Below are 26845 nucleotides of genomic sequence, written 5' to 3' on the forward strand. Positions count from 1 at the left end.
TCCAATGACATGAATTATCGTTTTCGGATAACGCTGCAACACATCAGCGACTTTATTCAGAGTCGGTTCAAAGGCAGGTTTGATGGCTGAGCTGTCAAAGTCAAAAGAGACTTCATTAGAAATATCAATTTTTAAGGATTCATCCTGCAATTGTTGAATTTGCAATTCATTGCGCGCCTGTTCATCGGCCAGCGCCTGATTCATTTCACGCTGCTGATTATCCATATATCGACCAACACCTGCACCTGCCAGAGTACCTACTGCGGCACCGGCAATAACACCACCAGCTCCATCATCAATCGCGTACCCGATTATTGATCCTGCAGCTGCGCCAATGGCAGCGCCACGCTTAGTTCGCATGTTAGGATCATCTGCGGCACAACCAGACATCATGATTGCGGTTGAGATTGCTGAGACTAATAAAACTTTTTTCATTGTTATGACTCCTCACTATTGCGTTGCATTCTAGACCCTACGTCATATGGTGACTATACTTGTTTTTAATCTTTACATACGAGAACCACTGCTCATGGACCGTGACTTTATTGCTGTCAGAATTGCCATCCTAACGGTTTCAGATACCCGGACTGAATCCGATGATGTATCAGGAAAAACCTTAAAAGACCGTTTGCTTGCTGCAGGCCATGAGCTGGCTGACAAAAAGATTGTTACAGATGATATTTATCAGATACGTTCTGTTATTTCGCAATGGATATGTGACGAAAAGGTGGACGTTATTATCACCACTGGTGGCACAGGACTAACGGGTAGAGATGGCACACCGGAAGCTGTCAGTGTTTTATTTGATAAAGAAATCACCGGTTTTGGTGAGCTGTTCCGGCAGATTTCCTATGACATTATTCGCACATCGACTGTGCAATCCAGAGCAATAGCCGGCGTGGCAAATGGCACGTTTATTTTTTGTCTGCCTGGTTCTTCAGGCGCTTGTAAAAACGCTTGGGATGATATTTTACAATACCAACTGGATGTTCGGCATCGTCCCTGCAATTTTGTTGAACTCATCCCACGATTGCGTGAGACATGATTCAACTGCAATTATTTTCTACCGCTGGTTGTCATTTATGCGAATTAGCGGTGGAGCAAGTTCATAACTTACCAGCTGCTGACAACATTCAATTGCAGATTATCGAAATTGGTGATGATGATCAGCTGGTAGAGCAATATGGCATCCGCATCCCGGTGATTAAATTTTCTGACGATAGTGAATTGAACTGGCCCTTCACACAGCAAGATATTCTGCAGAAAATTGCTGCTGCAGATCTGGAACTTTAAGTCGACTCACCGCTCTTAACTTTACTGTAAGTTAATCGCTCCGGAGTCACTTGATGAAAGCGTTAGTCTGGCCTCTTTTGGTTTTCTGGTCTGTTTCGACACCAATAATTGCCGCCGAATTTCCGGCTATCCCGGGCCAACGTTATGACGTGGGAGGTTACCAGTTACACATCAATTGCACTGGCTCAGGAAGTCCAACCGTTCTGGTGGATGTAGGGCTTGGCGATGATTCTACTGACTGGCTGCCAATTCAGCAGGCAATTTCTCAAAATTCCCGGATTTGTATATTTGATCGTGCCGGCTATGGCTGGAGTGATTTTGGTCCTGCGCCCAGAACCAGCAATAGAATTGCACAAGAACTGGAAATCTTATTAGAGGAAGCCGATATACCTGCTCCATATATTCTGGTTGGACATTCATTTGGTGGATACAATATTCGTATCTTTGCCGCTAACAATCCGGATATGGTTGCCGGCATGGTATTGGTTGACGCATCGCATGAAGATCAATACAACCAGTTTAAAATTAAACTGCCTAATAATTTCAATCGCCGCGGTACGATTATGATTTTGCCCAAATCGACTGACAGCATGGCGCATGCCAATAAGCCACCAATGTTACGTGAACGAGCATTTCATGCTGCCCGAGCAGAAATTTCTGCTCTCGAACAAAGCGCAGTTCAAGTTCAACAGAATTCTGCTATGCCTGTCGTGCCGCTGATTGTCATCAGTCGCGGTAAACCTGAATGGTATGGGGATCTGGTAATGCAGCAACGCGAAAAAACCTGGATTAATCTGCAGCAGGATCTCACGCATTTATCGCCCATCAGCCAACATATGTTTGCCCATCAGAGTGGTCATGCGATTCCCCATGAACAACCCGAAATCATCATTGAAGCCATAGAAAAGGTGCTGACCCAGGCGAACGCCCGCAATATCCTTTAAAAACAGTTATACTGAGCGCTTTTTTTAGCTGGATAACATGACTGTTCTTTACATTGATTCGGATGCTGCGTTAACACAATTTTGCTCGGAAATTCAGCACAGCAAATGGCTGGCCATTGACACGGAATTCCTTCGCGAAAAAACCTATTATCCCCAGTTGTGCCTGATCCAGATTGCCAATGACGATACCATTGCCTGTGTTGATCCCATCGCTATAAAAGATCTCACTCCTTTGCTGGATTTACTTTATCAACCGGATATAACACTGGTTTTTCATGCAGCCCGGCAGGATCTGGAACTGCTGTATCTGTTAAAAAATTCCCTTCCACCAAATCTGTTTGATACCCAGCTGGCCGCGACTATCCTGGGGGATGGCGATCAGATTGGTTATGGCAACCTGGTTAAACAACGTCTTGACGTCAGCCTTGATAAAGCCCATTCCAGAGCCGACTGGACACAGCGTCCATTAAGTCCTGAACAATTGGAATATGCAGCAGATGATGTACGTTATCTGCGCGAGCTTTATCATCAAATGTCTGCCGATCTGGAAAAACAACAGCGTACGGAATGGCTTAAAGAAGATTTTGCCGCCCTGTCCAATGCAGATAATTACGTTGCTGATCCTGAAACAATCTGGCGCAAAATTCGTGGCGCGGGTAAATTAAAAGGTGTTCAACTGGCCATATTACAGCAACTGGCAGCATGGCGTGAACAGCGCGCAATGGAGCGGGATCGCCCAAGGCGTTGGATTCTCAAAGATGAAGTGATGCTGGATCTGGCAAGATTTGCCCCTGAAAAACCGGAAAAACTCAGTCAAATCCGTGGGCTTGAAGCGCGTGATATTGAACGCAGTGGTCGAGCTATTATTGACGTTATCAGCAAAGCCAAACAAACTCCGCCCGAACAATGGCCAATATTGCTTAAACCTGAACCACTGAGCAATCAGCAGGAAGCTCTGATTGATGCATTGATGGCATTATTACGCAAATTCTGTGATGAGCAATCGATCACTCCAATTGCCGTGGCCAGCCGTAAAGACATTGAAAAGCTGGTACGTGGGGATAAAGATCTTACTTTATTAAATGGCTGGCGATATCAAATCGTTGGCCATCACCTGACTGATTTTATCAGTGGTCATCTGTCAGTTACTGCTGATGCACAACAGATTCATACAAAAGAGGTATAGCAACATGTCGGTACTTATCTGTGGCTCATTTGCCTACGACAATATTATGGTTTTTCCAGACCAATTTAAAAATCACATTCTGCCTGATAAAGTGCATATGTTGAATGTGGCGTTTCTTGTACCTGAATTACGCCGTGAATTTGGTGGTTGTGCCGGTAATATTGCTTTCAATATGAAACTGTTGGGTGATGAGCCAGTACCGATGGGAACAGTGGGCAGCGACTTCGCTACCTATGCGGCCTGGATGGATAAATTTTCGATTATCCGTCGTCATGTGCATGTTAAAGACGATCATTTCACTGCACAGGCTTATATCACTACCGATATTGATGATAATCAGATCACTGCTTTTCATCCCGGGGCAATGAACCTGGCTCATGAAACCAAAATCACCGAAGCGCAAAATATCAAGCTGGGCATTATCGCTCCAGATGGTCGTGATGGCATGATTCAACATGCCCAGCAATTTGCGGATGCCGGCATTCCATTTATTTTTGATCCGGGTCAGGGTTTACCGATGTTTGATGGTGAAGATCTGCTGCAATTTGCCAGACAGGCAACGTATATTGCTTTGAATGATTATGAAGCCCAGTTATTTGAAGATAGAACTGGTCTGCCACCCGAAGAAATAGCCAAACTTGTTGAAGCATTAATCATTACCCGTGGCGCTCAGGGCTCACACATCTACACAGAAGGTAAACGTATAGATATCCCATGTGCTAAAGCTGAAAAAGTTGTAGACCCAACTGGTTGTGGGGATGCTTATCGTGCAGGATTATTACACGGTATTTTGCATGGCAAGGATTGGGAAATGACTGGGCGTATCGCCTCGTTATTGGGCGCCATTAAAATTGAACAACATGGCACGCAGAATCATCAATTTACTAGTCAGAGTTTTGCTGAACGGTTTGAACAGAACTTTGGTATGCAATTAAGTTAAATACATTGTAGCTCTGAGACTGCAATCTGGCAGTTTCAGAGCAAATAATAGCTAAGCTGTAATATAAACGCGGCTAACACGCCAGCGATTACATCATCCAGCATAATGCCAAAACCACCATGTAATTTACGGTCGGCCCATGATATTGGCCATGGCTTCCAGATATCAAAGAATCTGAACAATACAAAGCCCAAAAGCATCCACTGCCAACCTGCTGGCGCGGCAATCATCGTCACCAGATAACCAACAATTTCATCCCATACCACAGCAGAAGGATCGTCCTTTTCAAGCCAATTTACTGCTTGCTGACAAATCCAGATCCCGGCGATAAAAGCAACTACCGTAATGAGTAAATAACTTAACAGCCCGACATCTTGTATCAACCAGTAGATGGGTAATGCGACTAATGTACCCATGGTGCCCGGTGCTTTGGGGGATAATCCCGAACCAAAGCCATAGGCCAGCAAACAGGCTGGTCTTTTGAGCAACTGTGAAAAAGTGACCTTATTATGCGAAGTGGTCATAGCCTGCCTTTATTTCTGAGAATGCCTGCCATTCACCTTGGGCATTCTGATAAAACATACCTACATCTTCAGTGATTTCACCAATCACTTGAATCATCTCAGGAAACTGTTGTTTAAGTTTCGCCACATTGCCCGCCGTCGCGGTAAAGCATAATTCGTAATCATCACCACCCGTCAAAGCCAGTTGCGTTGCCATTTCTGTGGGCAATTTTTTTAAGGCATCAGAAAATGGTAAAGCAGATATATCCAGCTTTGCCCCTTTTCCACTCGCATTAAGTATATGATTCAAATCAGCCAATAAACCATCTGAAATATCAATCGCCGCATGTGCTTTGCCGACCAGTTGCTGACCTATTTGATTACGCGGTGTCGGCATTTCCAACCGTTGTAATAGATATTCAAAATCTGTATCAGTTAACAATCCTGTTTCTAGTTGCCCCAATCTAAACTGCAGCCCTGCGGCGGCATCCCCCAGACATCCGGTTACACAAATCAAATCGGTTGATTCAGCAGCACTACGCTGCAATATATTTTGCTTGGCTACATGCCCATGCACCTGAATGGTAATGGTTAATGGACCACGGGTGGTATCCCCGCCCACCAGCTGGATTTGATATTTTTTAGCGATATATGCCAAGCCGGCTGAAAACTGTTTTAACCAGTCATCATTGATTTCAGGCAAGGTTAAGGCCAGAGTGAACCAGGCAGGTTGAGCACCCATAGCGGCCAGATCACTGAGATTGACAGCCAGAGCTTTGATACCCAGACGATACGGATCAACATCGGCAAAAAAATGTATGCCTTGTACCAAGGTATCAATTGAAACTGCCGTATAGGTATCCTGAGGATTGTTTAAAACGGCACAATCATCACCGATCCCCACAATCACATCTTCGCGATGAGTCGTTAACGCATGGAAATACTGCTGAATCAGTGAAAATTCGGGAGAAGGTTTCATTCAAAAAAAGCCCCGTCTGGATGATTTTATCTTTTCGGGGCAGTTAATCAATTCGCTTTTTTCTGAGCGCGAGCGGCTTTGGCAGCCTGATATTCTGGCTGGCGTAAACGGGCGCCCATTTTATCGAGAACCCCGTTAACGTATTTATGGCCCTGTTCACCCCCAAATGATTTGGCCAGTTCAACGGCTTCATTCAAGACCACGCGATACGGAATATCCGGACGGTGCATATATTCAAAAACGGCCAGACGTAATACTGAAATCTCAACAGGGTCAACAGTGGCTAAACTTCTGTCTACCGCATGGGTCAGTTCGGCATCAATGGTATCGATTTCTTTAGTAACACCTTCCACCAGAAGTTGAAAATAGTTTTTGTCGATTTTATTGGCGTATTCCGCCATGACAAAATCCATCGTGTCTTTTTCAGGAGCCTGATTATTGACCAAAGATTGATAAAGCGCTTGCACGGCAGCACGTCGAGCCTGAGTCCGGGGCAGTCCACCAGCCATTTACTTGGCAGCTCCGATTTGGCGCAACACGTTAACCATTTCAATCATGCCCATCGCTGCTTCAGCACCTTTATTACCGGCTTTAGTGCCAGCACGTTCAATCGCCTGTTCGATGGTATCAACAGTCAACACACCAAAAGCAATTGGAATATCCAATTGCAACGTCAGTTGGCCCAGCCCTTTTGAACATTCCCCAGCGACATATTCAAAATGCGGAGTACCACCACGAATCACCGCACCTAATGCAATGATTGCATCATACTTGCCTGTTTTACCCATACGTTGCACAGCCAGCGGGATTTCAACGGCTCCAGGAACGCGGGCAATTTCAATATCTTTTTCCGCAGCACCATGACGTAATAATGTATCTACTGCACCGGCAATCAGATTATCAACAATAAAATCATTGAAACGGCCTGCAACGATACCTACTCGTATGCCTTTTGCGGAAAAGTCACCTGAAAAGGTTTTGATATTGCTCATATTTCAGAAATGTCCAAAAGAAAAAAAAAGATATTGTACTGTGTTTAAAAATGAATGCCTAACAGTCAGTTACAGCCAGCGCTGTTTTTCAGCAGCCGTTTTATTGCCAGTATGCGGTAATCCATCGGCATCAGCTTCAACAACCGTCCATTGATAAGGCGTTTGATCAATTCGCACAGCCGTTAATTGCTCGCCCCAGACCGCGCCACTATCCAATGAAAACAGATTGTCATACTGACCGGTGCCCAGTTGTGACCAATGGCCAAAGACTATTTTGTCATTGACGCTGGCGCGATTGGGCATCATAAACCAAGGCTTCTGATCCTCTGGTTTATCCTTGGGCGCGCCTTTGAATTTCAGCGCCAGGCTGCCGTCTTCATTGCAGTATCGCAGACGTGTAAAACAATTGGTAATGAAGCGTAATCTATCCCAGCCGGTTAACTCAGCAGACCAGCGCTTGGGTTTGTTGCCATACATATGTTTAAAAAATTCACGCCAGTCGTCTGATTGAAGCACCGATTCGACTTCAGCGGCTCTTTCCAATGCCTCATCGATGCTCCACTCAGGAGGTAAGCCAGCATGCACCATTGAAAACTGTAATTCCCTATCATGATAAAACAAGGGTTGTTGGCGTAACCAGTTAATCAATTCATCACTGTCTTCAGCGGTCAAAACCGGTTCAATGGTATCCAGCCGATGAGTGAATTCATTATTTCCCGCAGCGTGGGCCAGCATATGCAAATCATGGTTGCCCAATACGACTTTTGCTGACTGCTCACCTAACTGTCGCACAAACCTGAGGGTGTCTAACGATTTTGGACCACGATTAACCAGGTCACCAGCTAACCAGATTTGATCCTGCTGCGGATCAAATCTCACAACCTCAAGTAATTTGATCAGCTCATCAAAACATCCCTGAACATCACCAATTGCATAGACAGCCATAGGATTAACGAATTAACGGCGACGGTATAACGGAACAGGTCTGAGCACTGTTGCCTGATAACTGTCACTGAAATCATCGAATGCCGCCAGGGCTTGCGTCAGATGGTCAGGGTTGGCCAGTTCAAAACTGTTGATACCGCATTGCGACATATAAAACAGCTGGTCGTATAGCACATCACCCTGGGCACGGATTTCACCTTTAAACTGGTACCTGTCACGCAACAGACGGGCGTAGGAATAGCAACGTCCATCAGTAAATGCTGGAAATAACAGTACAATCAGTTGAAAACGAGCCAAATCCGGCACAATTTCCTCAAGTGGGTCGTCGCCGGAAAGCCGAATGCCCAGACCACCTTCATGCTGGCTCAACGTTTCGTGCTGTTCCTGCCAACGGGTTATTGAAACCGTAATGTTGCCAGCAACCAATGCAGCTTCATCATCAAGATGCTGCCAATTGTCGTCAACGATCTCGCGATCTTTAATGATCTTCTGCATAAACACGCTCCTTGAAAGGATCTACGCCAACACGTCGTACCGTCGCGAGGAAGCTCTCATCTTCATGGCGCAGATCGATATAAGCATCCAATAAATGGGCAACAGTATCGACCACATCCGCTTTTGGAATCGCCCGGCCCAGACGCTCACCAAGTGACGCATCTGCTTCTGAACTTCCACCCAGAGTAAACTGATACCACTCTTCGCCTTTCTTATCGACGCCCAGAATACCTATATGCCCCACGCTTTGATGGGCACAGCCATTCATGCAGCCAGAAAACTTGATTTTGATATCACCCAGATCATGCAGATAATCCAAATCATCAAACCGTTGAGCAATCCCTTTGGATAACGGGATTGAAGTCGCATTGGCCAGACCACAATAATCCAGTCCGGGACAGCAGATAATATCGGTCAGAGTATTAATATTTGGTGTAGCCAAATCCTCTGCATTGAGGCGCAGCCATAAGGCATACAAATCCGCTTGTTTCACATCGGCAAACACCAGGTTTTGAGTGTGAGTGGAACGCACTTCACTAAAGCTGAATTCATCCGCTAAATCTGCTACTACTTCAAGTTGTTCGGAAGTAATATCACCTGGAGCCTGGCCCGGTTTTTTCAATGAAACATAGACCGCACTGTAACCTGGAACTTTATGGTCGGCAGTATTTTGTTTAACCCAAAGGGCAAATTCTTTATCTTGCGCGACTAAATCAGCAAAACTGCTATCAGAATCAGCCGCATCCCGTTCATAAGCCGGCTCAGTAAAATACTGTTTTACCCGTTCAATTTCTTTTGTATCCAGTTTTAACTGATCGCGAATATGTACCCACTCAGCCTCGACCAATTCGCGGATGTGGTTAATACCATGTTCCCGAACCGTGATCTTGATACGGGCTTTATATTTATTATCACGACGACCTAGGCGGTTATAAACACGCACTATGGCTTCGAGATATGACAATAGATCCTGTTTTTCCAGGAAAGGACGAATCTGTTCACCAATGATTGGTGTACGACCTAAACCACCGCCTACAAGGACTTCGAAGCCAACGTCGCCTTCGTGATTTTTTACCAGATGCAAACCGATATCATGCAACTTGGTTGCTGCACGATCTTCTTTTGAGCCTACAACAGCAATTTTAAATTTGCGCGGTAAATAAGCAAACTCAGGGTGGAAGGTAGACCATTGGCGAATCATCTCAGCCCATGGGCGTGGATCTTCTATTTCATTGGCATTCACCCCGGCGAGCTGATCCGAAGTGGTATTACGAATACAATTACCACTGCTTTGAATGGCATGCATCTGGACTGTCGCCAGCTCCGCCAGAATATCTGGCACATCTTCCAGTTTGGGCCAGTTCATTTGAAAATTCTGTCGTGTAGTGAAATGCACAAAGCCTTTATCATAACGGCGTGCAACTTCTGCAATTTTACGAACCTGACGGGATGACATCATGCCGTAAGGAACAGCGACTCGCAGCATCGGAGCATGGATTTGAATATACAAACCATTCATCAGGCGTAACGGACGGAATTGCTCTTCAGTCAATTCACCGGCAAGAAAACGACGGGTCTGATCGCGAAATTGAGCTACCCGCTGATCTATCATCGTTTGATCATACTTATCGTACTGATACATTTATGGTCTCTAAACGGTTTCAATGGACCGCACATTATAACGATGACGACATATAACAGGAAATTATAAATGGCTATATCGTTATTAATTGCCGCCCAAAAAGCCACTAAAGCTAACCAAGTCAGTCCATGATTCATCGACGATAACAATAGCTTGGGAGGATGAATATATCTGAAAACCGATACCTTCTGCGATAAAAGCTTCGCTTCCAGACCGGTCGGACTGATGGGGATTTGCCGACACCACAGATTTGAGATGTGCCATATTACGCAAAAAAACTTACTGCACTGTAAGCAACGCAACCAGATAAAATGGTTACGGCGAATATTGGGTGTCAATTGCACCTTTCTGCTAAACAACAGCCAGTAAACTATTGGATTGAGCTATTGGCGGAGCAAATCGATAATGTCTAAACCAAAGCGTATGCAACAACGAGTGTGGATCATATTTGGCTTTGCCATTCTGATCTTTATGGGCAGTTTTTATGAGCCCGCACCGCAGAATAATCCCCCCGCAACGGCCAGTAATATTGAACAGCTCATTGAACAACGGCAAAGTGATGTTCAAATTGAGGTGTCGGGTACAGTCACCCGGCTACTTTCCGACGACAACGACGGTAGTCGACATCAACGTTTTATTATTGAATTAGCCAGCGGACAAACCCTGTTAATTGTTCACAATATCGATTTGGCACCCAGAATTGACGATATCAGAGAAGGTGATGAAGTCCGTGTTTACGGTGAATATATCTGGAATGATAAGGGCGGCTTAATTCACTGGACCCATCATGATCCGGCCAACCGTCATCCGCATGGCTGGATAAGACATCAGGACAGGCTCTATCAGTAAGGCTATGGAAAACAATCAAATTCTGGAACTAGCCACCAGCTTTCCACCAATTATTGGCACAACACCGAAAATCCTTATTCTCGGTTCCATGCCAGGGCTGGAATCATTAAAACAGCAGCGTTATTACGCCCATCCACGCAATGCGTTCTGGCCAATCATTACGTCGCTTTATGGTCACTCGGAGAAGTTAGACTATTCACAACGCTGTGAGTTATTAAAACAGCAGCAGATTGCTGTGTGGGATGTGTTGAAAAGTTGTTATCGACCGGGGAGCCTGGATCAAAATATTGAAACGCAGTCAATGATTGCTAATGATTTTGTGGCTTTTCTGCAGCTTCATCCATCAGTAACACAAATCTTTTTTAATGGTGGTAAAGCAGAACAGGTCTTCAAACGCTATGTGGCAAAACAACTGGAAGCTGCGAGAATTTCACCGTTATTCCACAGGCTACCCTCCACCAGTCCTGCCCATGCCGCTATGAACTATGAAACAAAACAACGGATTTGGCATCAGGCCTTATCAGGGGCTATTACCCCTTCATAGCCGCCAACAGTGGTGGATATGAAAGATCAGCAAGCCCTAGCGCCACCAATCGGATGATACTGTTGCTAAAGATTCAAAACTTGGCCTGGCAAAATAAAATCCCTGGAATAGTTCAATTCCCATCTCTTGCAAAACGTGCAGTTCATCTGCAGATTCGATACCTTCCGCAATCACGGTAATATCTAAATCATCGCAAACCGCAATAATACCGCGAGTAATGGTCTGCCGGACTTTATCGTTATGAATATTGCGCACCAGGGCCATATCCAGCTTCACCAGATCGGTCTGCATATCTGCCAGCAGGTTCAAACCTGCATAACCGGCGCCAAAATCATCTATCGCCGTGATAAAGCCCTGTTGCTGATAAGACTGGATAATATCCTGCAGATGAGCGTGATCATTTATCTGCTCACCTTCAGTTACTTCAAAAATAATCTGTTCGATGGGAAAATTGTAAATTTCAGCTGCTTCCAGCGTTGTCCTTATACACAGTTCGGGTTTATAAACCGCATTGGGCATAAAGTTGATGCTGAGTTTGCTCTGAATATTGAGCTCTGCTGCAAGTTTGATGGCTTTGACCCGACAGGCCTGGTCAAAACGATAGCGATTATCTTGATTAACGTTCTCAAAAACCTGACCGGCCCCCTGTCCTTCCAAGCCTCGAACAAGAGCCTCCTGTGCATAAACCGTTTGGCTGGTTGTATTGACTATCGGCTGGAATGCCATCGAAAAATCGAAGCCCAATAAACCACTGTTTAAACACTCACCACAACCTATCTTTCGAAAATCTGCTTGTTCTTTCATTATTCACCAATCCCGGTTCCGCAGAATGTAACCTAAATCACTGACTGCTACTCAAACCGGTTCACATTATTCGCAAAAAATTTACAAAGTAACTTTAACAATCCTGTACAAGATTGCAAAAATGAAGGAAGGCTTCAATAACATAAAGCAAACCGCATCCATGTAACGGAAAAATTTAACGGGATTTGAATGATTCAAAAGCGGGAGTTTTAGTAATTGTTGCAGAACAATTGATCATAAAATCAGGCCGCAAGCACGGCCTGATTTATTTGGATTTTACTTCAGCAGATCACTGATATCTTTGGCATCCCAATGCGGGAAGTGCTTACGGATTAAGGCGTTCAATTCAACCTCGAATGCAGTGATATCAGTTGAAGTTGCAGTATCATTGGTGATGCCGCTAATGGCTTCAGTAATCATGCCAGCGCCAATCGTAACATTAGTCAGACGATCAATAATAATAAATGCACCGGTGGTACGATTACGTTTATATGCATCAAACACAACAGGTTTATTTAATGAAAATTCACATAAACCGATTTCATTGAGTTTCAGCTCAGTCACAACATTATGCGCCAGCGTATTTACATCAATCTGATGATCAATTTGTGTCATGACACCTGTACTGTCAGAAACGCCGACCTTGATGTTAAATTGTTTATTAGCCACCAGTGGTTGCTCTGTCATCCATACAACCATGGCTTTAAAACGACTGGATACATGTGGCTGATGATCACGATGCACAATCATATCGCCACGACTGACATCCACTTCATCCTGCAGGGTAACGGTAATTGATTCACCCGGTACGGCATGATCCAGTTCACCGTCGTAAGTGACCAATGCTTTTACTTTGCTTTCTCTACCCGAAGGCAATACTGTGATTTCATCTCCCGGCTTAAGGATACCGGCTGATAAAGTGCCACAGTAGCCACGGAAATTCAGATTCGGTCGGTTGACATATTGCACCGGGAAACGCGCGTCTTCGGTATTGGCATCTTTCCCAATCTCGATATTTTCCAGCAGCTCCATCATGGTGCTGCCCTGATACCAAGACATGTTTTCACTTCTGTTTACTACATTATCACCGTTCAAGGCAGACATCGGTACAAAGTGAATATCTTCAATTTCCAGTTCACGGGCAAATTCGCTATACGCTTTGCGAATATCGTTAAACACCTGTTCGCTGAAATCCATCAAATCCATTTTATTAATGGCCACGATGATATGTTTAATACCCAACAATGAAGCAATAAAACTGTGGCGGCGGGGCTGCGTCTGCATACCATAACGGGCATCAATCAGAATAACCGCCAACTGACAGGTTGACGCACCGGTGGCCATATTACGGGTATATTGTTCATGCCCTGGTGTATCGGCAATGATAAATTTACGTTTGGTCGTAGAGAAATAACGATACGCTACGTCAATGGTAATACCCTGCTCACGTTCGGCCTGTAAACCATCTACCAATAAAGCCAGATCAACCTGATTTCCTGTGGTTCCGGATTTGACACTGTCACGTGTCACTGCTTCCAGCTGATCTTCATAAATCATTTTGGAATCGTGCAACAATCGCCCAATCAGCGTGCTTTTACCGTCATCCACATTACCGCAGGTCAAAAAACGCAGCAGTTCCTTGTTTTCGTGTTGTTTGAGATAGGCTTCGATATCGGTCGCAATCAGCGCATCAGTTTCATATGTCATGTTGAGTGCCTGGTTTAATTATCTTTACGGGTCAAGATGCCAATCAATTTGAGCATCGTATTCAATTCTATTTATTGGTTAGAAAGGAACTTAATAATCCTTTCACCAACAAAATCAGAAATAACCTTCCTGTTTCTTTTTCTCCATCGAGCCGGCTTCATCATGATCGATGGCCCGTCCTTGACGTTCAGAAGTTGTTGTCAGTAGCATTTCCTGAATGATTTCTGGCAAGGTATCGGCATCGGATTTCACCGCACCGGTCAGTGGATAACAGCCCAGTGTGCGGAAACGGACTTTTTCCATCCGGATTTTTTCACCTTCCGGGATACGCATACGGTCATCATCGACCATGATGGTCAGGCCATTGTAATTGACCACTGGACGCTCGGCGGCGTAATACAGCGGTACAATCGGTATCTGTTCCAGATAGATGTATTGCCAGATATCCAGCTCTGTCCAGTTCGACAGCGGGAAAACACGAATGCTTTCACCTTTATTAACTCTGCTGTTGTAAATGTTCCATAGCTCAGGGCGTTGTGCTTTAGGATCCCAGCGATGGTTTTTATCGCGAAATGAATATACACGCTCTTTGGCACGAGACTTTTCTTCATCTCGTCGAGCACCACCAAAAGCCGCATCAAAGCCATGTTTACTCAGCGCCTGTTTCAAAGCATCCGTTTTCATGATGTCTGTATAGCGAGGATGGTCGAATGGGTTGATACCCGCTTCAACACCTTCCTGATTGGTATGTACGATAAGGTCCAATCCCAGCTCTTTTGCGCGCTGATCACGGAACCTGACCATTTCCTGAAACTTCCAGGTGGTATCAATATGCATCAACGGAAATGGCGGCTTGCCTGGATAAAATGCTTTCATGGCCAGATGCAGCATGACAGCAGAATCCTTACCAATTGAATATAGCATGACCGGATTTTCAAACTCAGCGGCCACTTCACGCATAATATGAATACTTTCGGCTTCGAGCTGTTTTAAGTGTGTCAGTTGTTTTTCAGTCATAATTTTTCTCTGTTACTTAGCCTTTACGTGTAAGCCACATTCTTTGGTTTCAGGATTTTCCCACCACCAGCGACCAGCCCGGATATCTTCGCCTGGGGTAATCGCTCTGGTACATGGCGCACAGCCAATACTGGCATATCCCTGATTATGTAATTCATTAAATGGAACATCAAAAGCGCGGATATATTTCCATACTTCGCCATTTGACCAGTCCGTCAGTGGACTGAATTTCTGTAACTCATGGTCTGCATCCCATTCAGATACCGGTAACTCATTTCGAGTAACCGACTGTGAGCGACGCATTCCCGTCAGCCAGGCCTTTTTACCAGCCAAAGCACGATTTAACGGTGCAACTTTGCGTATTCCACAGCATTGTTTTCGCAGGTCGACACTGTCATAAAATGCGTTTGGTCCATTATGTGTCACAAACTGTTCAATACTCAGGGTATCGGGATAATAAACCTCAACCTCAAGCTGATAGTGCTTTTTAGCCTGCTGCATTAAATCATAGGTTTCTTTGGGCAGTCGACCTGTATCCAAAGTGAAGATGCCGATTTGCGGTGCAAATTTGGCAATCAAATCCATTAACACCATATCTTCAGCGCCATAACTGGTCGCCAAGACTGCAGGGCTATAATCAGCCTCAATCTGCTCCAGCAACTGTTTTACAGCATCAATTTTCAGTTGAAGCTTTTCATTAATTTCTGTCATTTTGAATTACTTTTTCATTCGTTTAGTTTGTTAAAGCAAACATTTGATCCCAACCATTAATAAAATGATTGCCAGCAACGGCCGTAAAATCTTATCTGAGATTCTCACCCCCAGATGTGAGCCAATATAAATGCCTGGTAACGATCCCATCAGCAAATAAGATAATAATGACCAATCTACCGTGCCCACTGCAGAATGGCCTAATCCGGCCACTGCCGTTAAAGGAACAGCATGTGCGATATCGGTTGCCACAATTTCGACACCACGCATCTTCGGATAAAGAAATAATAAAACAACCGCTCCCAATGCGCCGGCCCCTACCGAAGATAATGTCACCATCACCCCTAACAAAGCACCGATAATGACGGTTGCCGGCGCCTTCAAGGCTTCATCCTGTCGTAAACGATATAGATAATTCACTAAAGGATGCCCCTGACGTGCTTTCATTATCCCGGCCAGCCAGTTTTTCAGCAGTAATGCACTAGACGTTAAAATCAAAGCGATGCCCAGAGCAACCGTTATCAGATCATTGTGCTTACCTTCATGAACACCGGTTGCACTGAGAAACCATAAAGTCAGCAAGGTAGCTGGTAGACTCCCTGCAGCAAGCCGCCAGACCACACGCCAATGCACCACGCCATGACGCCAATAAGCCCAGATACCACCTGCTTTAGTTACTGCCGCAAACAATAAATCTGTCCCTACAGCGATTGCAGGTTGGATACCATACCCAAAAATCAGAATTGGGGTCATCAACGATCCGCCACCAACGCCTGTCATCCCGACCATAATGCCTACGCCCAGGCCTGCCAGCAAATAACCCCATTCCATTAATAAATTGACCTTTACCCTGCTTAGTTTGCAGCAAGTTTACCAGTTGGCAATATTCAATCAATGAATATTATTTTCTATCTATATAACTTATGAGAATATAAAGAAATCCTTGCCATTTGAACTGAGAGCCAATCTTTAACATAGCCTTAACCTAAATTGACTGACACTGCTAATTGTTCACATTTCTTTCACGGTGTATAGACGAAGCTCTAACTCCAACTCCACTCTGGGATGAGAGGCTGAAGATGACAACTTATAGAATCTTGTTAGTTATGACAGCAGCATGTTCTGCATTGATAACATCTTTTTTTATTAATCCTGCCGATTCAAACCGGGTGTTTGAGCCTGCACAGATTATTTTTCCACCTGCTTTAATTCAAGCTCCGGAAACCTCTGATAATGACATTATTGAAAACGCTGAGCCACTCACTTTGGCTATAAACNNTTTTTCCACCGGCTTCGATTCAAGCGCCGGAAACCTCTGATAATGAGGTTATAGAAAATGCAGATCCACTCACTTTGGCCATAAAAGTGTGTTTTCAAGATAAATGTGAATACCTGGCACAGTCTGAGATGCAAAATATTTTAACCCGGGAAGGTGAATCTATGGCTGAAAGCGAACAGTATCAAACAACTGTGCCTTTCCAGCTTCCTCAGCAAGGTGTTCCAATCATTGAAATGTAAAACGTAACGCACCATAACTGGTCTTTTATCACTAAAAACTTATATATTTACTCTTACTAATAATAATTACGGATATAGCGGATGAAGTTGCAACAATTGAAATATGTTCGCGAAGTGGCTCGTCGTGGCCTCAGTATCTCTGCAGCGGCTCAGGCACTGCATGCTTCTCAGCCAGGTGTAAGTAACCAGATTCAGTTACTGGAAGATGAGCTGGGGCTGCTAATCTTCGAACGACATGGGAAACGTTTATCGGCTATCACACCGCTGGGAGAATCCGTTATTGCCATGGCTGAGCGGGTGTTACAGGAAGTAGACAATTTACGTGAACAGGCGGCTGACAGTCGTCATGAGAAAAAAGGCACACTTTCAATCGGCACCACACACACTCAGGCACGTTATGCTCTGCCAAAAGCTATCAAGGCCTTTTCAGAACAATATCCCGACGTGCACTTAAATATGGTGCAAGGTACTCCACCTGAAGTTGCTGAAATGGCGGCCACCGGTAAAGTGGACCTGGCGATAGCAACCGAGGGATTATCAAAATTTGATAATCTGGCGATTTTGCCCTGCTACGAATGGAATCGTACCGTGATTACGCCACCGGGGCATCCGCTTTTGAATGAAAAAAAACTCACTCTTGAGGCTATTTCACAATATCCAATACTGACCTACGTAATGGGCTTTACCGGTCGCGCGCAACAGGATCAGTCTTTTATTGAACGTGGTCTTAAACCTAACGTTATTTTTACCGCCACTGATGCTGATGTAATTAAAACCTATGTTGAATTGGGCCTTGGTATTGGCATTATAGCCAGCATGGCATTTGATCCAGTAAAAGATGCTCCTTTACAGGCATTGGATGCCAGTGGTTTATTTAAACCAAGTACGACCCACATGGGAATTCGTAAAGGCAGTTATCTTCGCGGTTACAGTTATGCTTTTATTGAGTTTTTTGCTCCCCATCTGCAACGCTCAACTATTCAGAACGCGATCGCTTTGTGAATTTTTCCCTTTAGCATTTCGGAAGGTGATGGTAGTTTAATTGGGCTAAATGTTGGCATTACAAATGAAATATAAGAAGGAAATATGATGAAAGCTGTATTGAAAGTTCTGGTAACAGGCTTATTCCTGTTACCTGCGCTGGTATTTGCTCATGGCGCTTCACGTCTGCAAGTTGAAGAAACGGTGTTGATTAATGCTGATGCTGAAACGGTGTGGAACATGGTTAAAGATTTCGACAGCCTGCATAAATGGCACCCAGCCATTATTTCTACTAAAGCAGAAGGTGGGAATGAACCTGGCGCGACACGCGTTTTAACCCTTAAAAATGATTCAACCATCACTGAAACGTTGAAAAAGTTTGACGAAGAATCCATGAGCTTTATGTATCAGATTGATGAAATGAGTTCGGTTGGACAGGTTGATATTGAAGGCGAAATGCATGATATCCCTGCAGTGCCTGTCAGTAAGTATAAAGCCTGGTTAACTGTAGAAGCTGAAGGCGACCAAACCAAGGTCACCTGGTTGGCCAAATTTTTCCGTGGCTATACCGGCAAACATCATGAGCCTAAAGAATTAAATGACGAAACGGCTACCAATGCTATTGAAGGTATTTTCCGTTCAGGCCTAGACACTTTAAAAGCCAAAATTGAAAATTAAGTCAGTAGTAACTTGAACTTTAAGGCGTCTTCGGACGCCTTTTTTTGTATCATCTGAACAATCAAAGATGGGAAAACATCACTTTTTTCTGTATATTTCACCTACTTGCTAATACAAGCCTCGGGGTGGTCGAAAGGCCTGAGATTCACCAGTTGGTGAAGACCCGATGAACCTGATCCAGATAATACTGGCGTAGGGACAGGCGGCAAACCCTTCTTGCTAGATCAATGCAAATGGCGTGATCCCCTGTTCTTTTTAAGAATTTAAAAAGGATAGTCATGAAACTCACCCTGCTTTCCATCGCAGTCACCAGCGCATTATTTTCTCCCGGCGCAGTTGCACAAACCGAGACCGATAGCACTGATTTACCGTCCATGCTGGTCAGTGCAGATTTTCGTCCTGCAGAAGCCCAGGATATTCCCGTCAGTCTGACAACATTCGATGAGGAAATCATTGAATCACGTGGTGCCCAGCACATTGAAGATGTTCTCAATCTTGCACCCAATGTAAATCTTTCCAGCGGCGCTTCCCGTGGTCAGTTTTTTCAGATCCGTGGTATTGGTGAACGCAGTGAGTTTCTTGCTCCCCTAAACCCATCGGTAGGACTTTATATTGATGGTATCGATTTTAGTCGCAGTGGCGGCGCAGCCACACTATTTGATATTGAGAAAGTAGAAGTATTACGTGGACCTCAGGGTACGTTGTATGGAGCCAATGCATTAGCCGGTGTTATCAATATGCAAAGCAAACAGGCCACCAATGATCTGGATATGAATTTTCAGTCAACCGTAGGCAATTACGATACCCGAAGTGTCGGTGTAGCAGTAGGCGGTCCATTAATTAAAGACACTTTACTGGGGCGAATAGCTGTGCATACCCATCGTTCAGATGGCTACATGGATAATGATTTTCTAGGTCGTGACAATACGCAAAATCAGGATGAAATGACTGCCCGCGGACATTTGAAATGGCTGGTCAATAATGACCTGACCATTGATCTGAATTTGCTGCATTTAAATATCGACAATGGTTACGACGCATTCACGCTTGATAACAGCCGTAACAGTCTTTCAGATGAGCCTGGCAATGACAAACAGCATACCAATGCATTTGCACTCAAATCCGACTGGCGAGCAAGCAGTAAAGTGCAATTACAATCTACTTTGACCTATTCCAAATCTGATTTGGAATATAGCTATGATGATGACTGGTCGTATAAAGGTCAGTTTGATCCCAGTTTATTTCCTTACAGTGGTTTTGATCAGTACAAACGCGAACGGGAAAACTACTCTATAGAATTCAGAGCCCTTTCCAATGAAGAGGGTCGTATTTTTGCTGATACAACTGATTGGTCAGTAGGTATTTATCTGGCCGATCAACGCCAAGATCTCAAGCGCAAATACTTCGATAACGATACACCTGATGTCTACCCTCTAAATAACACTTATGAAACATCTAACAGTGCCATTTTTGGGCAATTAGATACCGCTTTAACGGAAAAACTGACCCTGATAACTGGCTTACGTGCTGAACATTGGGACGCTGATTATGACGATTCGCAAGGATTGGATCTGGATGACAGCGATGTGTTATTCGGGGGGAAAGTCGGTTTGAATTATCAGTTCCGTCCACAACACCTTTTATACACATCATTATCCCGTGGCTACAAAGCTGGGGGGGTTAACACGGAAGCAGATCTGGCGCCAGGCTTACGCAAATTCAATAATGAATATTTATGGAACCTTGAAGCCGGTATGAAATCACTATGGCTGAATGGAAGCTTGGTGACCGATATCACGGCATTTTATGGTTTGCGAAAAGATGCCCAGGTAAAAACCTCTGTAGGTGTGCCACGCGACAGTGGTGGTACCCGTTTTATTGATTATCAGGATAATGCAGAGAAAGGCCGCAATATGGGGATTGAAGCAAGTGTTGATTGGTTGATCAATGAACGCTTAAGAACCTTTGCGGCAGTAGGTCTGTTGCATGCGACATTTGACGAATATGACAACCCTGAACTGGATGAGTCTGGATTAAATATTCAGGGCAGGAGGCAAGCTCATGCTCCTGCCTACACATTTAGTATTGGCAGTGAAGTCTATCTGACCCCACAATGGAATCTTCGCGCCAATGTTGAGGGCAAGGATGAGTTCTATTACTCCAACAGCCATAATGCGAAATCCAGTTCTTACGCCATTACCAATGCAAGTTTGCAGTACCAGCAGCAAAACTGGACATTTACCCTGTGGGGTCGCAATCTGTTTGATAAAGACTATTACACTCGCGGCTTTTTCTTTGGTATCGATCCATCAGCTGGCTATGAAGATCGAGTTTATACCCAATATGCTGATCCCCGTACTTTCGGTATGACTGTATCTTACGACTACTAATTTAACTGAGGTGCTTTAGTGCCCCTCCTTTCTTAAGGAAACTATCATGCGAATTTCTGTAGATATCAGCCTTTATCCGCTGACAGAGCAATTTGTTAAACCAATTCTGGCGTTTATTGCCAAGTTGGAAAACAATCCAAAATTGATCGTGCACCGTAATACATTGAGCACGCAGATTTTTGGCGAGTATCGTGATGTGATGGATGCGATGGACAGTGAAATTGAAGCGGTGTTTGCCCAGATGCCGCATAGCGTTTTTGTATTAAAACTGATCGGTAACGATCGTCATCAAGTCAAAGACTAATGTCTGAATCAGGCTGGTGGAATATTACGCTAGCTGGGCTGGCGTCAATGAGTGGCTGGGAAGTATTTGCCGCTCTGCTGGGAATTGGCTATATCCTGTTTGCTGCCCGAGAATCACAATGGTGCTGGCCATTAGCGTTTATCAGTACCATTATTTACACCATCCTGTTTTGGGAAAACCAGTTGCCAATGCAGGCCCTGCTAAACCTGTATTACATTGGTATGGCGATCTATGGCTTTATTCTCTGGCATCGTCATGAAAATCAGACCGCAGAACTGAATATTCACAGCTGGCCATGGCAATATCATCTGATCTTTATTGCCACTGGTGGATTTCTCAGTTTAGTGTTTGGCTATTACCTATCGGCTCATGCTACTCAATATCCCTATCTGGATGCATTTGTGATGGTGTTTTCGGTGATGAATACGTTATTGATGGCACGTAAAGTATTGGAAAACTGGTTATATTGGCAAGTTATCAACAGCTCAGCCATTGTGCTTTATGCATTAACCGGCTTTTACGCCACTATCGTGATGTTCAGTATTTATCTGTTTCTCGCTATGGCGGGGTATTTCAAATGGCGTAAGTTATTAGCAGCCCAACACCAGACTCGAACGGCTTAACTAAACCGTTCGGGATGGTTGAGCCAGGAATTCAAATCTGTCTCACCTAAAACATTCATCAAAAATAGTAATAATCGATAAGGCAACCGAACATTCGTCAGATCTGGGATGACCTGATAATTCTGATATTCAGCAGCAAACTGTTCTGCCTGTGATTGATCCAGCAAATATTCGAGCAAAACAAATTCTAACGTTCTTGGACCATAGACAATCGCATCCAGATCAACCAGTGCAGAAAGCTTATCTTGCTGCATCAAAAACTGATCCCACCGTAAATCGGGCATGATGGGCACAAATGTGTTTTCACATAGTAGTTCGGCCTGCTTCAAGGCCTGTTGTAAAACAGTTTGTTCAATTGAATCAGATTGTTGCTGCAAGGTTATTTTCAGACGCCGCGGCCAATCTTCTGCTGTATATTCTGGCTGTTGCAGACTCCCCCATCGTGGATGCTGCTGCTGATGCATCAAACCGATATGGTTAGCCAATGATTTAATCGTCAACGCTGTTACGGAAGATGGATCCACATCTTCACCAGGTAACCAACGAGCCAGCACGAATTCCGCTGCCATCGAATTAATCAGTGACGGGATGACCAAAGGACTAATAGTGGAAATACGTTGATAAACTTCTGCAATATTCCCCAATGATGTCGGAAAATTGATGGCAAACAGGCTATTCATTTTTTGCCAGAAAGCCGACTGCTCGATATTGGCATGATCACACAGCTTCAAAACCATCGGTCCATCGACGGTTTCACAAAACCAGAGTTGATGACTACTATCGCTAAACTGGGCAGGTATTCTACTTGGCGGCTTTTGCAGGTCCGGCAAGGCTTTTTGCTGCTGTTGTGAAAGCGATGGGTAGTTTACCAAGGCAACACTTCACCATTCATATGCCAGAAAGTACCGCTATTATCAATATTCAACTCTGCCATCCGATCCAGCAAGCCTTTTGCTGATTCATCCGCATCAATCAGACCACCATGTCCGGTCATATCAGTTCTGACCCAGCCCGGATGCAATATAGCCACCGCAATACCTTTGGGTTTCAAATCAATAGATAACGATTTGCCTGCAGCATTAACAGCAGCTTTGGACATGCGATACGCATAACTACCACCGGAGTCATTATCGGCGATAGATCCCATACGGCTGGTAATTATGCCTACCTTGCTACCCTGGGACATATGCTCAACTAACGCCTGAGTGGTTAACAAAGGACCAAGACTGTTGACTTCAAACATGCTTTTAAAACTATCAATGGCATTGGAGTCGATATCATTAAGCCCGAGACCTGCCGCGATACCGGCATTGTTAATCAACCAGTCGATCTTACGATCGCCAAGTTTTTCGGAAAGCGCTTTAAGACTTATAGGGTCGCTGACTTCTACATCTTCAATAATCTCTACATCCAGTTCAGCTAAAGCTGGAGAGCGATGGCGACAGGTCGCAATCACATCAAAGCCACGTTCTTTTAATTGCCGGCATAACTCAAACCCGATACCTCGGTTGCTACCGGTGACAAGTGCGGTTTGTGACATATCCTGCTCCTTAATTATGCTTATGAAGGTTTTTCATTGTAGTCGTTGAGGGTGACAACACAACGCCTGCTTCGGTGACAATAGCGTTTATCAGCTCTGCCGGTGTGACATCAAAGGCCGGATTCGACACCTTCACCCCATCCGGCGCAATTTGCTGGTTGGCAATATGAGTCACTTCCCTTGATGGGCGTTGCTCGATTTCGATTTGTTTTCCGGTTTCAATTTGCCAATCAATAGTTGATAACGGTGCGACTACCATAAATTTTACCTGGTGGTATTTTGCTAATACGGCTAATGAGTATGTACCGATTTTATTCGCCACATCCCCATTGGCAGCAATTCGATCTGCACCAACAATAACCCAATGGATATTACCAGAAGCCATTAATGAAGCCGCAGTGTCATCTGCCTGCAAAGTCGCGGGAATTTTGCCCTGCATTAATTCCCAGGCAGTTAAGCGCGCACCTTGCAACCAAGGACGAGTTTCATCCACATAGACGTGTTTTATTTTGCCATCTGAATACCCCTGACTTATTACACCTAATGCAGTCCCCACTCCGCCAGTCGCCAATGCACCAGCATTACAATGGGTTAATACCATACTGTCGGGAGCAATCAAATCCGCTCCCAGTTTCCCCATGGTTTGGTTGGCCGCAATATCCTGCTGATGAATGCGGAGAGCGGCTTCCAATAAGGCAGTTTCTGGAGAATAGGTTTCGGGCAAGTTGAGATAAATCGCTGTCATTTGTTCGATTGCCCATGACAGATTTACCGCTGTAGGACGCGATGCTGCGAGTTTGGCCAGAGGCTCATACATTGCCTGCTTCCAGTATACACCCCCCTTATTCCAAGCATCCCGGGCAGCTAAAACCACGGCATAAGCTGCTGTTATGCCAATTGCCGGTGCGCCTCTCACCACCATTTCACGTATAGCATCACTCACCTCACTTGCATGTTCGTATTTTAGCCAGAGTTGCTGTGTTGGAAGTAAACGCTGATCCAGCAAATGCAGCTGTTGGTCTTGCCATTTGATGGGTTGAATCATTTCACTGGTGCTTTGCACTGTGTTCTCCTGCCGATGGCGGTTATAATCGAACGCTATGAAAAACGTCGATCTGATCATTAATGCCCGCTGGTGTCTGCCGATGACGGCAGAACAACTCATTCTCGAAAATCATTCTATTGTTATCAATGAGGGCAATATTGTAGCGCTATTACCGCAAAATCAGGCGGAACAGCTTTATCAAGCTACTCAGACACAAGATATGGCTGAACATTGCGTGATGCCGGGATTAATTAACAATCATGGCCATACCGCTATGACATTATTCCGCGGTTTAGCTGATGATCTACCTCTGATGACCTGGCTAAATAATCATATCTGGCCCGCTGAGCAACAATTTGTTGGTGATGCTTTTGTAGAATCCGGTTCTGCTCTGGCTATCGCCGAAATGATTCGTGGTGGTACCACCTGTTTCAGTGATATGTACTTCTTTCCCGAAGCAACTGCCCGGGTGGTTGATAGCAGCGGTATCCGTGCCAGCCTCGGAATGGTTGTTCTTGAGTTTCCCACAAACTGGGCAAAAGATGTAAATGAGTACTTACATAAAGGCCAGGCCCTACATGATAAGTATCGGCACCATCCGCGTATAACCACCAACTATGCACCACATGCCCCTTACACGGTTTCAGACCAAACCCTGCAAGCCATTATCATTAATGCCGAAGAACTGGATTTGCCAATCCAGATGCATATTCATGAGACCGCTGCTGAGGTATCAGACAGTGTGGCCCAGTATGGTAAACGTCCATTGGCAAGGTTAAAAGATTTAGGCCTGCTTTCCCCACGTTTGATTGCGGTACATATGACGCAGTTGACGGAAGAAGAAATGGACTGGTGCGCCGAAGCGGGTGTTCACATTGTGCATTGTCCAGAATCTAATATGAAACTTGCCAGTGGATTTTCTCCAATCGCCGAGCTCATCAAGCGTGGTGTCAATGTCAGCATCGGTACTGATGGCGCGGCATCTAATAACGATCTGGATATGTTTGCCGAAATGCGTCAGGCCGCGATGTTAGCAAAAGGTGTGGCAGGTGATCCCAGTGTGGTGCCTGCATATCAGGCATTACAGATGGCCACCATTAATGCTGCTAAATCCCTTGGCATTGATTCCGTCACCGGTTCACTTGAAATAGGTAAAGCCGCTGATATTATCGCTATCGATCTCAGCGACATAGAAACACAACCTTTTTATGATCTACCGTCACAATTGGTTTATGCCACTGGGCGCGATAAAGTTTCTGATGTCTGGGTAGCTGGAAAACAATTATTAAAACAACGCCAGCTCACCACATTAAATGCACAACATGTCTCTGCCCAGGCCCAACAATGGGCAAAAAAAATAAGGTCTGTCTCATGACAAAACATAACGTCGATCCAGCAGAAGTCGCTAAATTCGATGCACTGGCATCGAGCTGGTGGGATCCGGAAGGACAATCCAAACCGCTGCATGAAATTAATCCGCTGCGGCTCGCGTTTATTAATGAAAGAGCTCAGTTGAAGAATACCAAGGCAGTAGATGTAGGTTGTGGCGGTGGTATTCTCACTGAAGCCTTGGTCAAAAGCGGTGCTGAAACTTTTGGCATTGATATGGGCGAAATGCCACTCAATGTCGCTAAACTGCATGCGCTGGAAGCTGGCCTGAAAATCAAATACGAACTGACGACCGCTGAAGCCATGGCGGAAAAACATCCGGATGAATTTGATGTCGTAACCTGTATGGAAATGCTGGAACATGTGCCCGATCCACAGGCGATTATTAATGCCTGTGCGACAATGGCAAAACCGGGTGGTGATGTGTTTTTCTCCACCTTGAATCGCAATCCAAAAGCCTATCTATTAGCGATTGTCGGTGCTGAATATATTGCCAAAATGCTGCCCAAAGGCACCCACGATTACGCACGTTTTATTCGACCGGCGGAACTGGCACGTTGTTGTCGCGAGGCTGGTTTGCATGTATATGACATCACCGGTATCAGCTACAATCCGCTGACACGTCGTTATAAACTCAGCAGAGATGTTGATGTTAATTATCTTGTACATTGTCGACGGATCTGATGTTTATTTCTCCCTTTAATGTCGTGCTGTTTGATTTGGATGGCACATTGGTCGATACGGCACCTGATCTGGGCTATGCATTAAATACCTTATTAGAACAAGAAGGTCATCAGCCGCTGGATCATGCACGAATTCGTCCTGT

General features: G+C 44.8%; 31 protein-coding genes and 1 riboswitch. Of the genes, 15 read left to right on the forward strand and 16 right to left on the reverse strand.

The features are described from left to right. Nucleotides 1-435 (reverse strand): glycine zipper domain-containing protein (locus B3182_RS10460; RefSeq protein ID WP_292752694.1); only part of this gene is annotated, 435 nt, incomplete at its 3' end. Between the two features lie 94 nt (nucleotides 436-529). On the opposite strand from B3182_RS10460, the gene moaB reads away from it, so the two are divergent. The 5 genes from moaB to B3182_RS10485 are packed head-to-tail and all read left to right on the forward strand — an operon-like array spanning nucleotide 530 to nucleotide 4363. Continuing rightward, nucleotides 530-1045 carry a molybdenum cofactor biosynthesis protein B gene (gene moaB, locus B3182_RS10465; RefSeq protein ID WP_292357802.1) on the forward strand — a complete coding sequence of 172 codons (516 nt, stop codon included), beginning with the start codon at nucleotides 530-532 and terminating at the stop codon, nucleotides 1043-1045. Further along, complete coding sequence (locus B3182_RS10470) at nucleotides 1042-1293, forward strand: glutaredoxin family protein (RefSeq protein WP_292357801.1); 252 nt, start codon at nucleotides 1042-1044, stop codon at nucleotides 1291-1293. The genes moaB and B3182_RS10470 overlap by 4 nt, the downstream gene beginning before the upstream one ends. A 53-nt stretch (nucleotides 1294-1346) precedes the next feature. Then, entirely contained in the window at nucleotides 1347-2237 is an 891-nt protein-coding gene (locus B3182_RS10475; RefSeq protein WP_292357799.1) for an alpha/beta fold hydrolase, read from the forward strand. 37 nt (nucleotides 2238-2274) lie between these two features. Beyond that, a complete protein-coding gene (gene rnd / locus B3182_RS10480) occupies nucleotides 2275-3423 on the forward strand; it encodes a ribonuclease D (protein WP_292357797.1) in 1149 nt (382 codons plus the stop codon). 4 nt (nucleotides 3424-3427) lie between these two features. Next, on the forward strand, nucleotides 3428-4363 hold the full coding sequence (locus tag B3182_RS10485) for a carbohydrate kinase family protein (RefSeq protein ID WP_292357795.1): 936 nt from the start codon (nucleotides 3428-3430) through the stop codon (nucleotides 4361-4363). A gap of 35 nt (nucleotides 4364-4398) precedes the next feature. Here B3182_RS10485 and B3182_RS10490 read toward each other — a convergent pair whose 3' ends face one another. The 7 genes from B3182_RS10490 to B3182_RS10520 form a co-directional block, all read right to left on the reverse strand. Next, nucleotides 4399-4887 (reverse strand): phosphatidylglycerophosphatase A family protein, encoded by a 489-nt coding sequence (locus B3182_RS10490; protein ID WP_292357793.1) that lies wholly within the window; start codon nucleotides 4885-4887, stop codon nucleotides 4399-4401. Further along, nucleotides 4871-5845 carry a thiamine-phosphate kinase gene (gene thiL / locus B3182_RS10495; protein ID WP_292357791.1) on the reverse strand — a complete coding sequence of 325 codons (975 nt, stop codon included), beginning with the start codon at nucleotides 5843-5845 and terminating at the stop codon, nucleotides 4871-4873. The genes B3182_RS10490 and thiL overlap by 17 nt, the downstream gene beginning before the upstream one ends. 47 nt (nucleotides 5846-5892) lie before the next feature. Then, nucleotides 5893-6354, reverse strand: a complete 462-nt coding sequence (nusB, locus tag B3182_RS10500) for a transcription antitermination factor NusB (RefSeq protein WP_292357789.1) — start codon at nucleotides 6352-6354, stop codon at nucleotides 5893-5895. After that, nucleotides 6355-6837, reverse strand: a complete 483-nt coding sequence (gene ribE, locus B3182_RS10505) for a 6,7-dimethyl-8-ribityllumazine synthase (RefSeq protein WP_292357787.1) — start codon at nucleotides 6835-6837, stop codon at nucleotides 6355-6357. A gap of 69 nt (nucleotides 6838-6906) precedes the next feature. Further along, a complete protein-coding gene (locus tag B3182_RS10510; RefSeq protein ID WP_292357785.1) occupies nucleotides 6907-7782 on the reverse strand; it encodes a symmetrical bis(5'-nucleosyl)-tetraphosphatase in 876 nt (291 codons plus the stop codon). A 12-nt stretch (nucleotides 7783-7794) separates the two neighbouring features. Continuing rightward, on the reverse strand, nucleotides 7795-8277 hold the full coding sequence (locus tag B3182_RS10515) for a DUF934 domain-containing protein (protein WP_292357783.1): 483 nt from the start codon (nucleotides 8275-8277) through the stop codon (nucleotides 7795-7797). Next, nucleotides 8261-9919, reverse strand: a complete 1659-nt coding sequence (locus tag B3182_RS10520) for a nitrite/sulfite reductase (protein WP_292357781.1) — start codon at nucleotides 9917-9919, stop codon at nucleotides 8261-8263. Before B3182_RS10520 ends, B3182_RS10515 begins: the two co-directional genes overlap by 17 nt. A gap of 405 nt (nucleotides 9920-10324) precedes the next feature. Between B3182_RS10520 and B3182_RS10525 the strand changes: the two genes are divergently transcribed. Both B3182_RS10525 and B3182_RS10530 read left to right on the forward strand, forming a co-directional pair. After that, nucleotides 10325-10768: a DUF3465 domain-containing protein gene (locus tag B3182_RS10525; protein WP_292357780.1), complete on the forward strand. Its 444-nt coding sequence runs from the start codon at nucleotides 10325-10327 to the stop codon at nucleotides 10766-10768. 4 nt (nucleotides 10769-10772) lie between these two features. Beyond that, nucleotides 10773-11312: a DNA-deoxyinosine glycosylase gene (locus tag B3182_RS10530; protein WP_292357779.1), complete on the forward strand. Its 540-nt coding sequence runs from the start codon at nucleotides 10773-10775 to the stop codon at nucleotides 11310-11312. A 36-nt stretch (nucleotides 11313-11348) separates the two neighbouring features. On the opposite strand, the gene B3182_RS10535 is transcribed toward B3182_RS10530, so the two are convergent. The 5 genes from B3182_RS10535 to B3182_RS10555 form a co-directional block, all read right to left on the reverse strand. Next, complete coding sequence (locus B3182_RS10535) at nucleotides 11349-12116, reverse strand: EAL domain-containing protein (protein WP_292357778.1); 768 nt, start codon at nucleotides 12114-12116, stop codon at nucleotides 11349-11351. A 276-nt stretch (nucleotides 12117-12392) separates the two neighbouring features. After that, nucleotides 12393-13823, reverse strand: coding sequence for a sulfate adenylyltransferase subunit CysN (gene cysN, locus B3182_RS10540; protein ID WP_292752697.1), 1431 nt, complete (start codon nucleotides 13821-13823; stop codon nucleotides 12393-12395). A 114-nt stretch (nucleotides 13824-13937) separates the two neighbouring features. Continuing rightward, nucleotides 13938-14840 carry a sulfate adenylyltransferase subunit CysD gene (gene cysD, locus B3182_RS10545; protein WP_292357774.1) on the reverse strand — a complete coding sequence of 301 codons (903 nt, stop codon included), beginning with the start codon at nucleotides 14838-14840 and terminating at the stop codon, nucleotides 13938-13940. Between the two features lie 12 nt (nucleotides 14841-14852). After that, a complete protein-coding gene (locus B3182_RS10550; RefSeq protein WP_292357773.1) occupies nucleotides 14853-15551 on the reverse strand; it encodes a phosphoadenylyl-sulfate reductase in 699 nt (232 codons plus the stop codon). Nucleotides 15552-15581: 30 nt separating this feature from the next. Continuing rightward, nucleotides 15582-16382, reverse strand: coding sequence for a sulfite exporter TauE/SafE family protein (locus tag B3182_RS10555; RefSeq protein ID WP_292357771.1), 801 nt, complete (start codon nucleotides 16380-16382; stop codon nucleotides 15582-15584). Nucleotides 16383-17150: 768 nt separating this feature from the next. On the opposite strand from B3182_RS10555, the gene cysB reads away from it, so the two are divergent. From cysB to pnuC, 5 genes are all read left to right on the forward strand, one after another. Beyond that, nucleotides 17151-18071 carry an HTH-type transcriptional regulator CysB gene (cysB, locus tag B3182_RS10560; RefSeq protein ID WP_292357767.1) on the forward strand — a complete coding sequence of 307 codons (921 nt, stop codon included), beginning with the start codon at nucleotides 17151-17153 and terminating at the stop codon, nucleotides 18069-18071. Between the two features lie 84 nt (nucleotides 18072-18155). Next, on the forward strand, nucleotides 18156-18728 hold the full coding sequence (locus tag B3182_RS10565) for an SRPBCC family protein (RefSeq protein WP_292411293.1): 573 nt from the start codon (nucleotides 18156-18158) through the stop codon (nucleotides 18726-18728). 111 nt (nucleotides 18729-18839) lie between these two features. Then, nucleotides 18840-18945, forward strand: a riboswitch (TPP riboswitch). 61 nt (nucleotides 18946-19006) lie between these two features. After that, complete coding sequence (locus B3182_RS10570) at nucleotides 19007-21118, forward strand: TonB-dependent receptor (protein WP_292752700.1); 2112 nt, start codon at nucleotides 19007-19009, stop codon at nucleotides 21116-21118. Nucleotides 21119-21164: 46 nt separating this feature from the next. After that, the gene (locus tag B3182_RS10575; protein ID WP_292357760.1) at nucleotides 21165-21422 is read left to right on the forward strand and encodes a YkoF family thiamine/hydroxymethylpyrimidine-binding protein; all 258 of its coding nucleotides are present in this window, start codon (nucleotides 21165-21167) and stop codon (nucleotides 21420-21422) included. Then, nucleotides 21422-22045: a nicotinamide riboside transporter PnuC gene (pnuC, locus tag B3182_RS10580; protein WP_292357758.1), complete on the forward strand. Its 624-nt coding sequence runs from the start codon at nucleotides 21422-21424 to the stop codon at nucleotides 22043-22045. Before B3182_RS10575 ends, pnuC begins: the two co-directional genes overlap by 1 nt. Here pnuC and B3182_RS10585 read toward each other — a convergent pair. From B3182_RS10585 to mtnA, 3 genes are read right to left on the reverse strand one after another with little or no spacing between them, the layout of a single operon-like run. Then, nucleotides 22042-22917: a phosphotransferase gene (locus B3182_RS10585; protein ID WP_292357756.1), complete on the reverse strand. Its 876-nt coding sequence runs from the start codon at nucleotides 22915-22917 to the stop codon at nucleotides 22042-22044. The genes pnuC and B3182_RS10585 overlap by 4 nt on opposite strands. Continuing rightward, a complete protein-coding gene (locus B3182_RS10590; protein ID WP_292357754.1) occupies nucleotides 22911-23585 on the reverse strand; it encodes an SDR family oxidoreductase in 675 nt (224 codons plus the stop codon). The genes B3182_RS10585 and B3182_RS10590 overlap by 7 nt, the downstream gene beginning before the upstream one ends. A 10-nt stretch (nucleotides 23586-23595) precedes the next feature. Continuing rightward, nucleotides 23596-24648, reverse strand: coding sequence for an S-methyl-5-thioribose-1-phosphate isomerase (mtnA, locus tag B3182_RS10595; RefSeq protein ID WP_292357752.1), 1053 nt, complete (start codon nucleotides 24646-24648; stop codon nucleotides 23596-23598). A gap of 37 nt (nucleotides 24649-24685) precedes the next feature. On the opposite strand from mtnA, the gene B3182_RS10600 reads away from it, so the two are divergent. The 3 genes from B3182_RS10600 to B3182_RS16305 all read left to right on the forward strand — a co-directional run. Next, nucleotides 24686-26005 carry a TRZ/ATZ family hydrolase gene (locus tag B3182_RS10600; protein ID WP_292357750.1) on the forward strand — a complete coding sequence of 440 codons (1320 nt, stop codon included), beginning with the start codon at nucleotides 24686-24688 and terminating at the stop codon, nucleotides 26003-26005. Beyond that, nucleotides 26002-26703, forward strand: a complete 702-nt coding sequence (gene ubiG, locus B3182_RS10605; RefSeq protein ID WP_292357749.1) for a bifunctional 2-polyprenyl-6-hydroxyphenol methylase/3-demethylubiquinol 3-O-methyltransferase UbiG — start codon at nucleotides 26002-26004, stop codon at nucleotides 26701-26703. Before B3182_RS10600 ends, ubiG begins: the two co-directional genes overlap by 4 nt. Beyond that, nucleotides 26703-26845, forward strand: a 143-nt coding sequence (locus tag B3182_RS16305; protein WP_349677934.1) for an HAD hydrolase-like protein, incomplete at its 3' end; no start/stop codon positions are given. The genes ubiG and B3182_RS16305, both read left to right, overlap by 1 nt.

Source organism: Methylophaga sp. UBA4204, from assembly GCF_002379485.1.
Taxonomy (GTDB): domain Bacteria; phylum Pseudomonadota; class Gammaproteobacteria; order Nitrosococcales; family Methylophagaceae; genus Methylophaga.

Coding starts and splice junctions, on each gene's coding strand:
- cysB (WP_292357767.1), top strand. CDS start 17,151: ATGAAGTTGCAACAATTGAAATATGTTCGCGAAGTGGCTCGTCGTGGC.
- cysN (WP_292752697.1), bottom strand. CDS start 13,823: ATGACATATGAAACTGATGCGCTGATTGCGACCGATATCGAAGCCTAT.
- B3182_RS10530 (WP_292357779.1), top strand. CDS start 10,773: ATGGAAAACAATCAAATTCTGGAACTAGCCACCAGCTTTCCACCAATT.
- B3182_RS10590 (WP_292357754.1), bottom strand. CDS start 23,585: ATGTCACAAACCGCACTTGTCACCGGTAGCAACCGAGGTATCGGGTTT.
- thiL (WP_292357791.1), bottom strand. CDS start 5,845: ATGAAACCTTCTCCCGAATTTTCACTGATTCAGCAGTATTTCCATGCG.
- B3182_RS10570 (WP_292752700.1), top strand. CDS start 19,007: ATGAAACTCACCCTGCTTTCCATCGCAGTCACCAGCGCATTATTTTCT.
- B3182_RS10525 (WP_292357780.1), top strand. CDS start 10,325: ATGTCTAAACCAAAGCGTATGCAACAACGAGTGTGGATCATATTTGGC.
- B3182_RS10515 (WP_292357783.1), bottom strand. CDS start 8,277: ATGCAGAAGATCATTAAAGATCGCGAGATCGTTGACGACAATTGGCAG.
- ubiG (WP_292357749.1), top strand. CDS start 26,002: ATGACAAAACATAACGTCGATCCAGCAGAAGTCGCTAAATTCGATGCA.
- B3182_RS10555 (WP_292357771.1), bottom strand. CDS start 16,382: ATGGAATGGGGTTATTTGCTGGCAGGCCTGGGCGTAGGCATTATGGTC.
- B3182_RS10550 (WP_292357773.1), bottom strand. CDS start 15,551: ATGACAGAAATTAATGAAAAGCTTCAACTGAAAATTGATGCTGTAAAA.
- pnuC (WP_292357758.1), top strand. CDS start 21,422: ATGTCTGAATCAGGCTGGTGGAATATTACGCTAGCTGGGCTGGCGTCA.
- B3182_RS10565 (WP_292411293.1), top strand. CDS start 18,156: ATGATGAAAGCTGTATTGAAAGTTCTGGTAACAGGCTTATTCCTGTTA.
- nusB (WP_292357789.1), bottom strand. CDS start 6,354: ATGGCTGGTGGACTGCCCCGGACTCAGGCTCGACGTGCTGCCGTGCAA.
- rnd (WP_292357797.1), top strand. CDS start 2,275: ATGACTGTTCTTTACATTGATTCGGATGCTGCGTTAACACAATTTTGC.
- moaB (WP_292357802.1), top strand. CDS start 530: ATGGACCGTGACTTTATTGCTGTCAGAATTGCCATCCTAACGGTTTCA.
- B3182_RS10600 (WP_292357750.1), top strand. CDS start 24,686: ATGAAAAACGTCGATCTGATCATTAATGCCCGCTGGTGTCTGCCGATG.
- B3182_RS10470 (WP_292357801.1), top strand. CDS start 1,042: ATGATTCAACTGCAATTATTTTCTACCGCTGGTTGTCATTTATGCGAA.
- B3182_RS10520 (WP_292357781.1), bottom strand. CDS start 9,919: ATGTATCAGTACGATAAGTATGATCAAACGATGATAGATCAGCGGGTA.
- cysD (WP_292357774.1), bottom strand. CDS start 14,840: ATGACTGAAAAACAACTGACACACTTAAAACAGCTCGAAGCCGAAAGT.
- B3182_RS10510 (WP_292357785.1), bottom strand. CDS start 7,782: ATGGCTGTCTATGCAATTGGTGATGTTCAGGGATGTTTTGATGAGCTG.
- B3182_RS10535 (WP_292357778.1), bottom strand. CDS start 12,116: ATGAAAGAACAAGCAGATTTTCGAAAGATAGGTTGTGGTGAGTGTTTA.
- B3182_RS10475 (WP_292357799.1), top strand. CDS start 1,347: ATGAAAGCGTTAGTCTGGCCTCTTTTGGTTTTCTGGTCTGTTTCGACA.
- ribE (WP_292357787.1), bottom strand. CDS start 6,837: ATGAGCAATATCAAAACCTTTTCAGGTGACTTTTCCGCAAAAGGCATA.
- B3182_RS10575 (WP_292357760.1), top strand. CDS start 21,165: ATGCGAATTTCTGTAGATATCAGCCTTTATCCGCTGACAGAGCAATTT.
- B3182_RS10485 (WP_292357795.1), top strand. CDS start 3,428: ATGTCGGTACTTATCTGTGGCTCATTTGCCTACGACAATATTATGGTT.
- B3182_RS10490 (WP_292357793.1), bottom strand. CDS start 4,887: ATGACCACTTCGCATAATAAGGTCACTTTTTCACAGTTGCTCAAAAGA.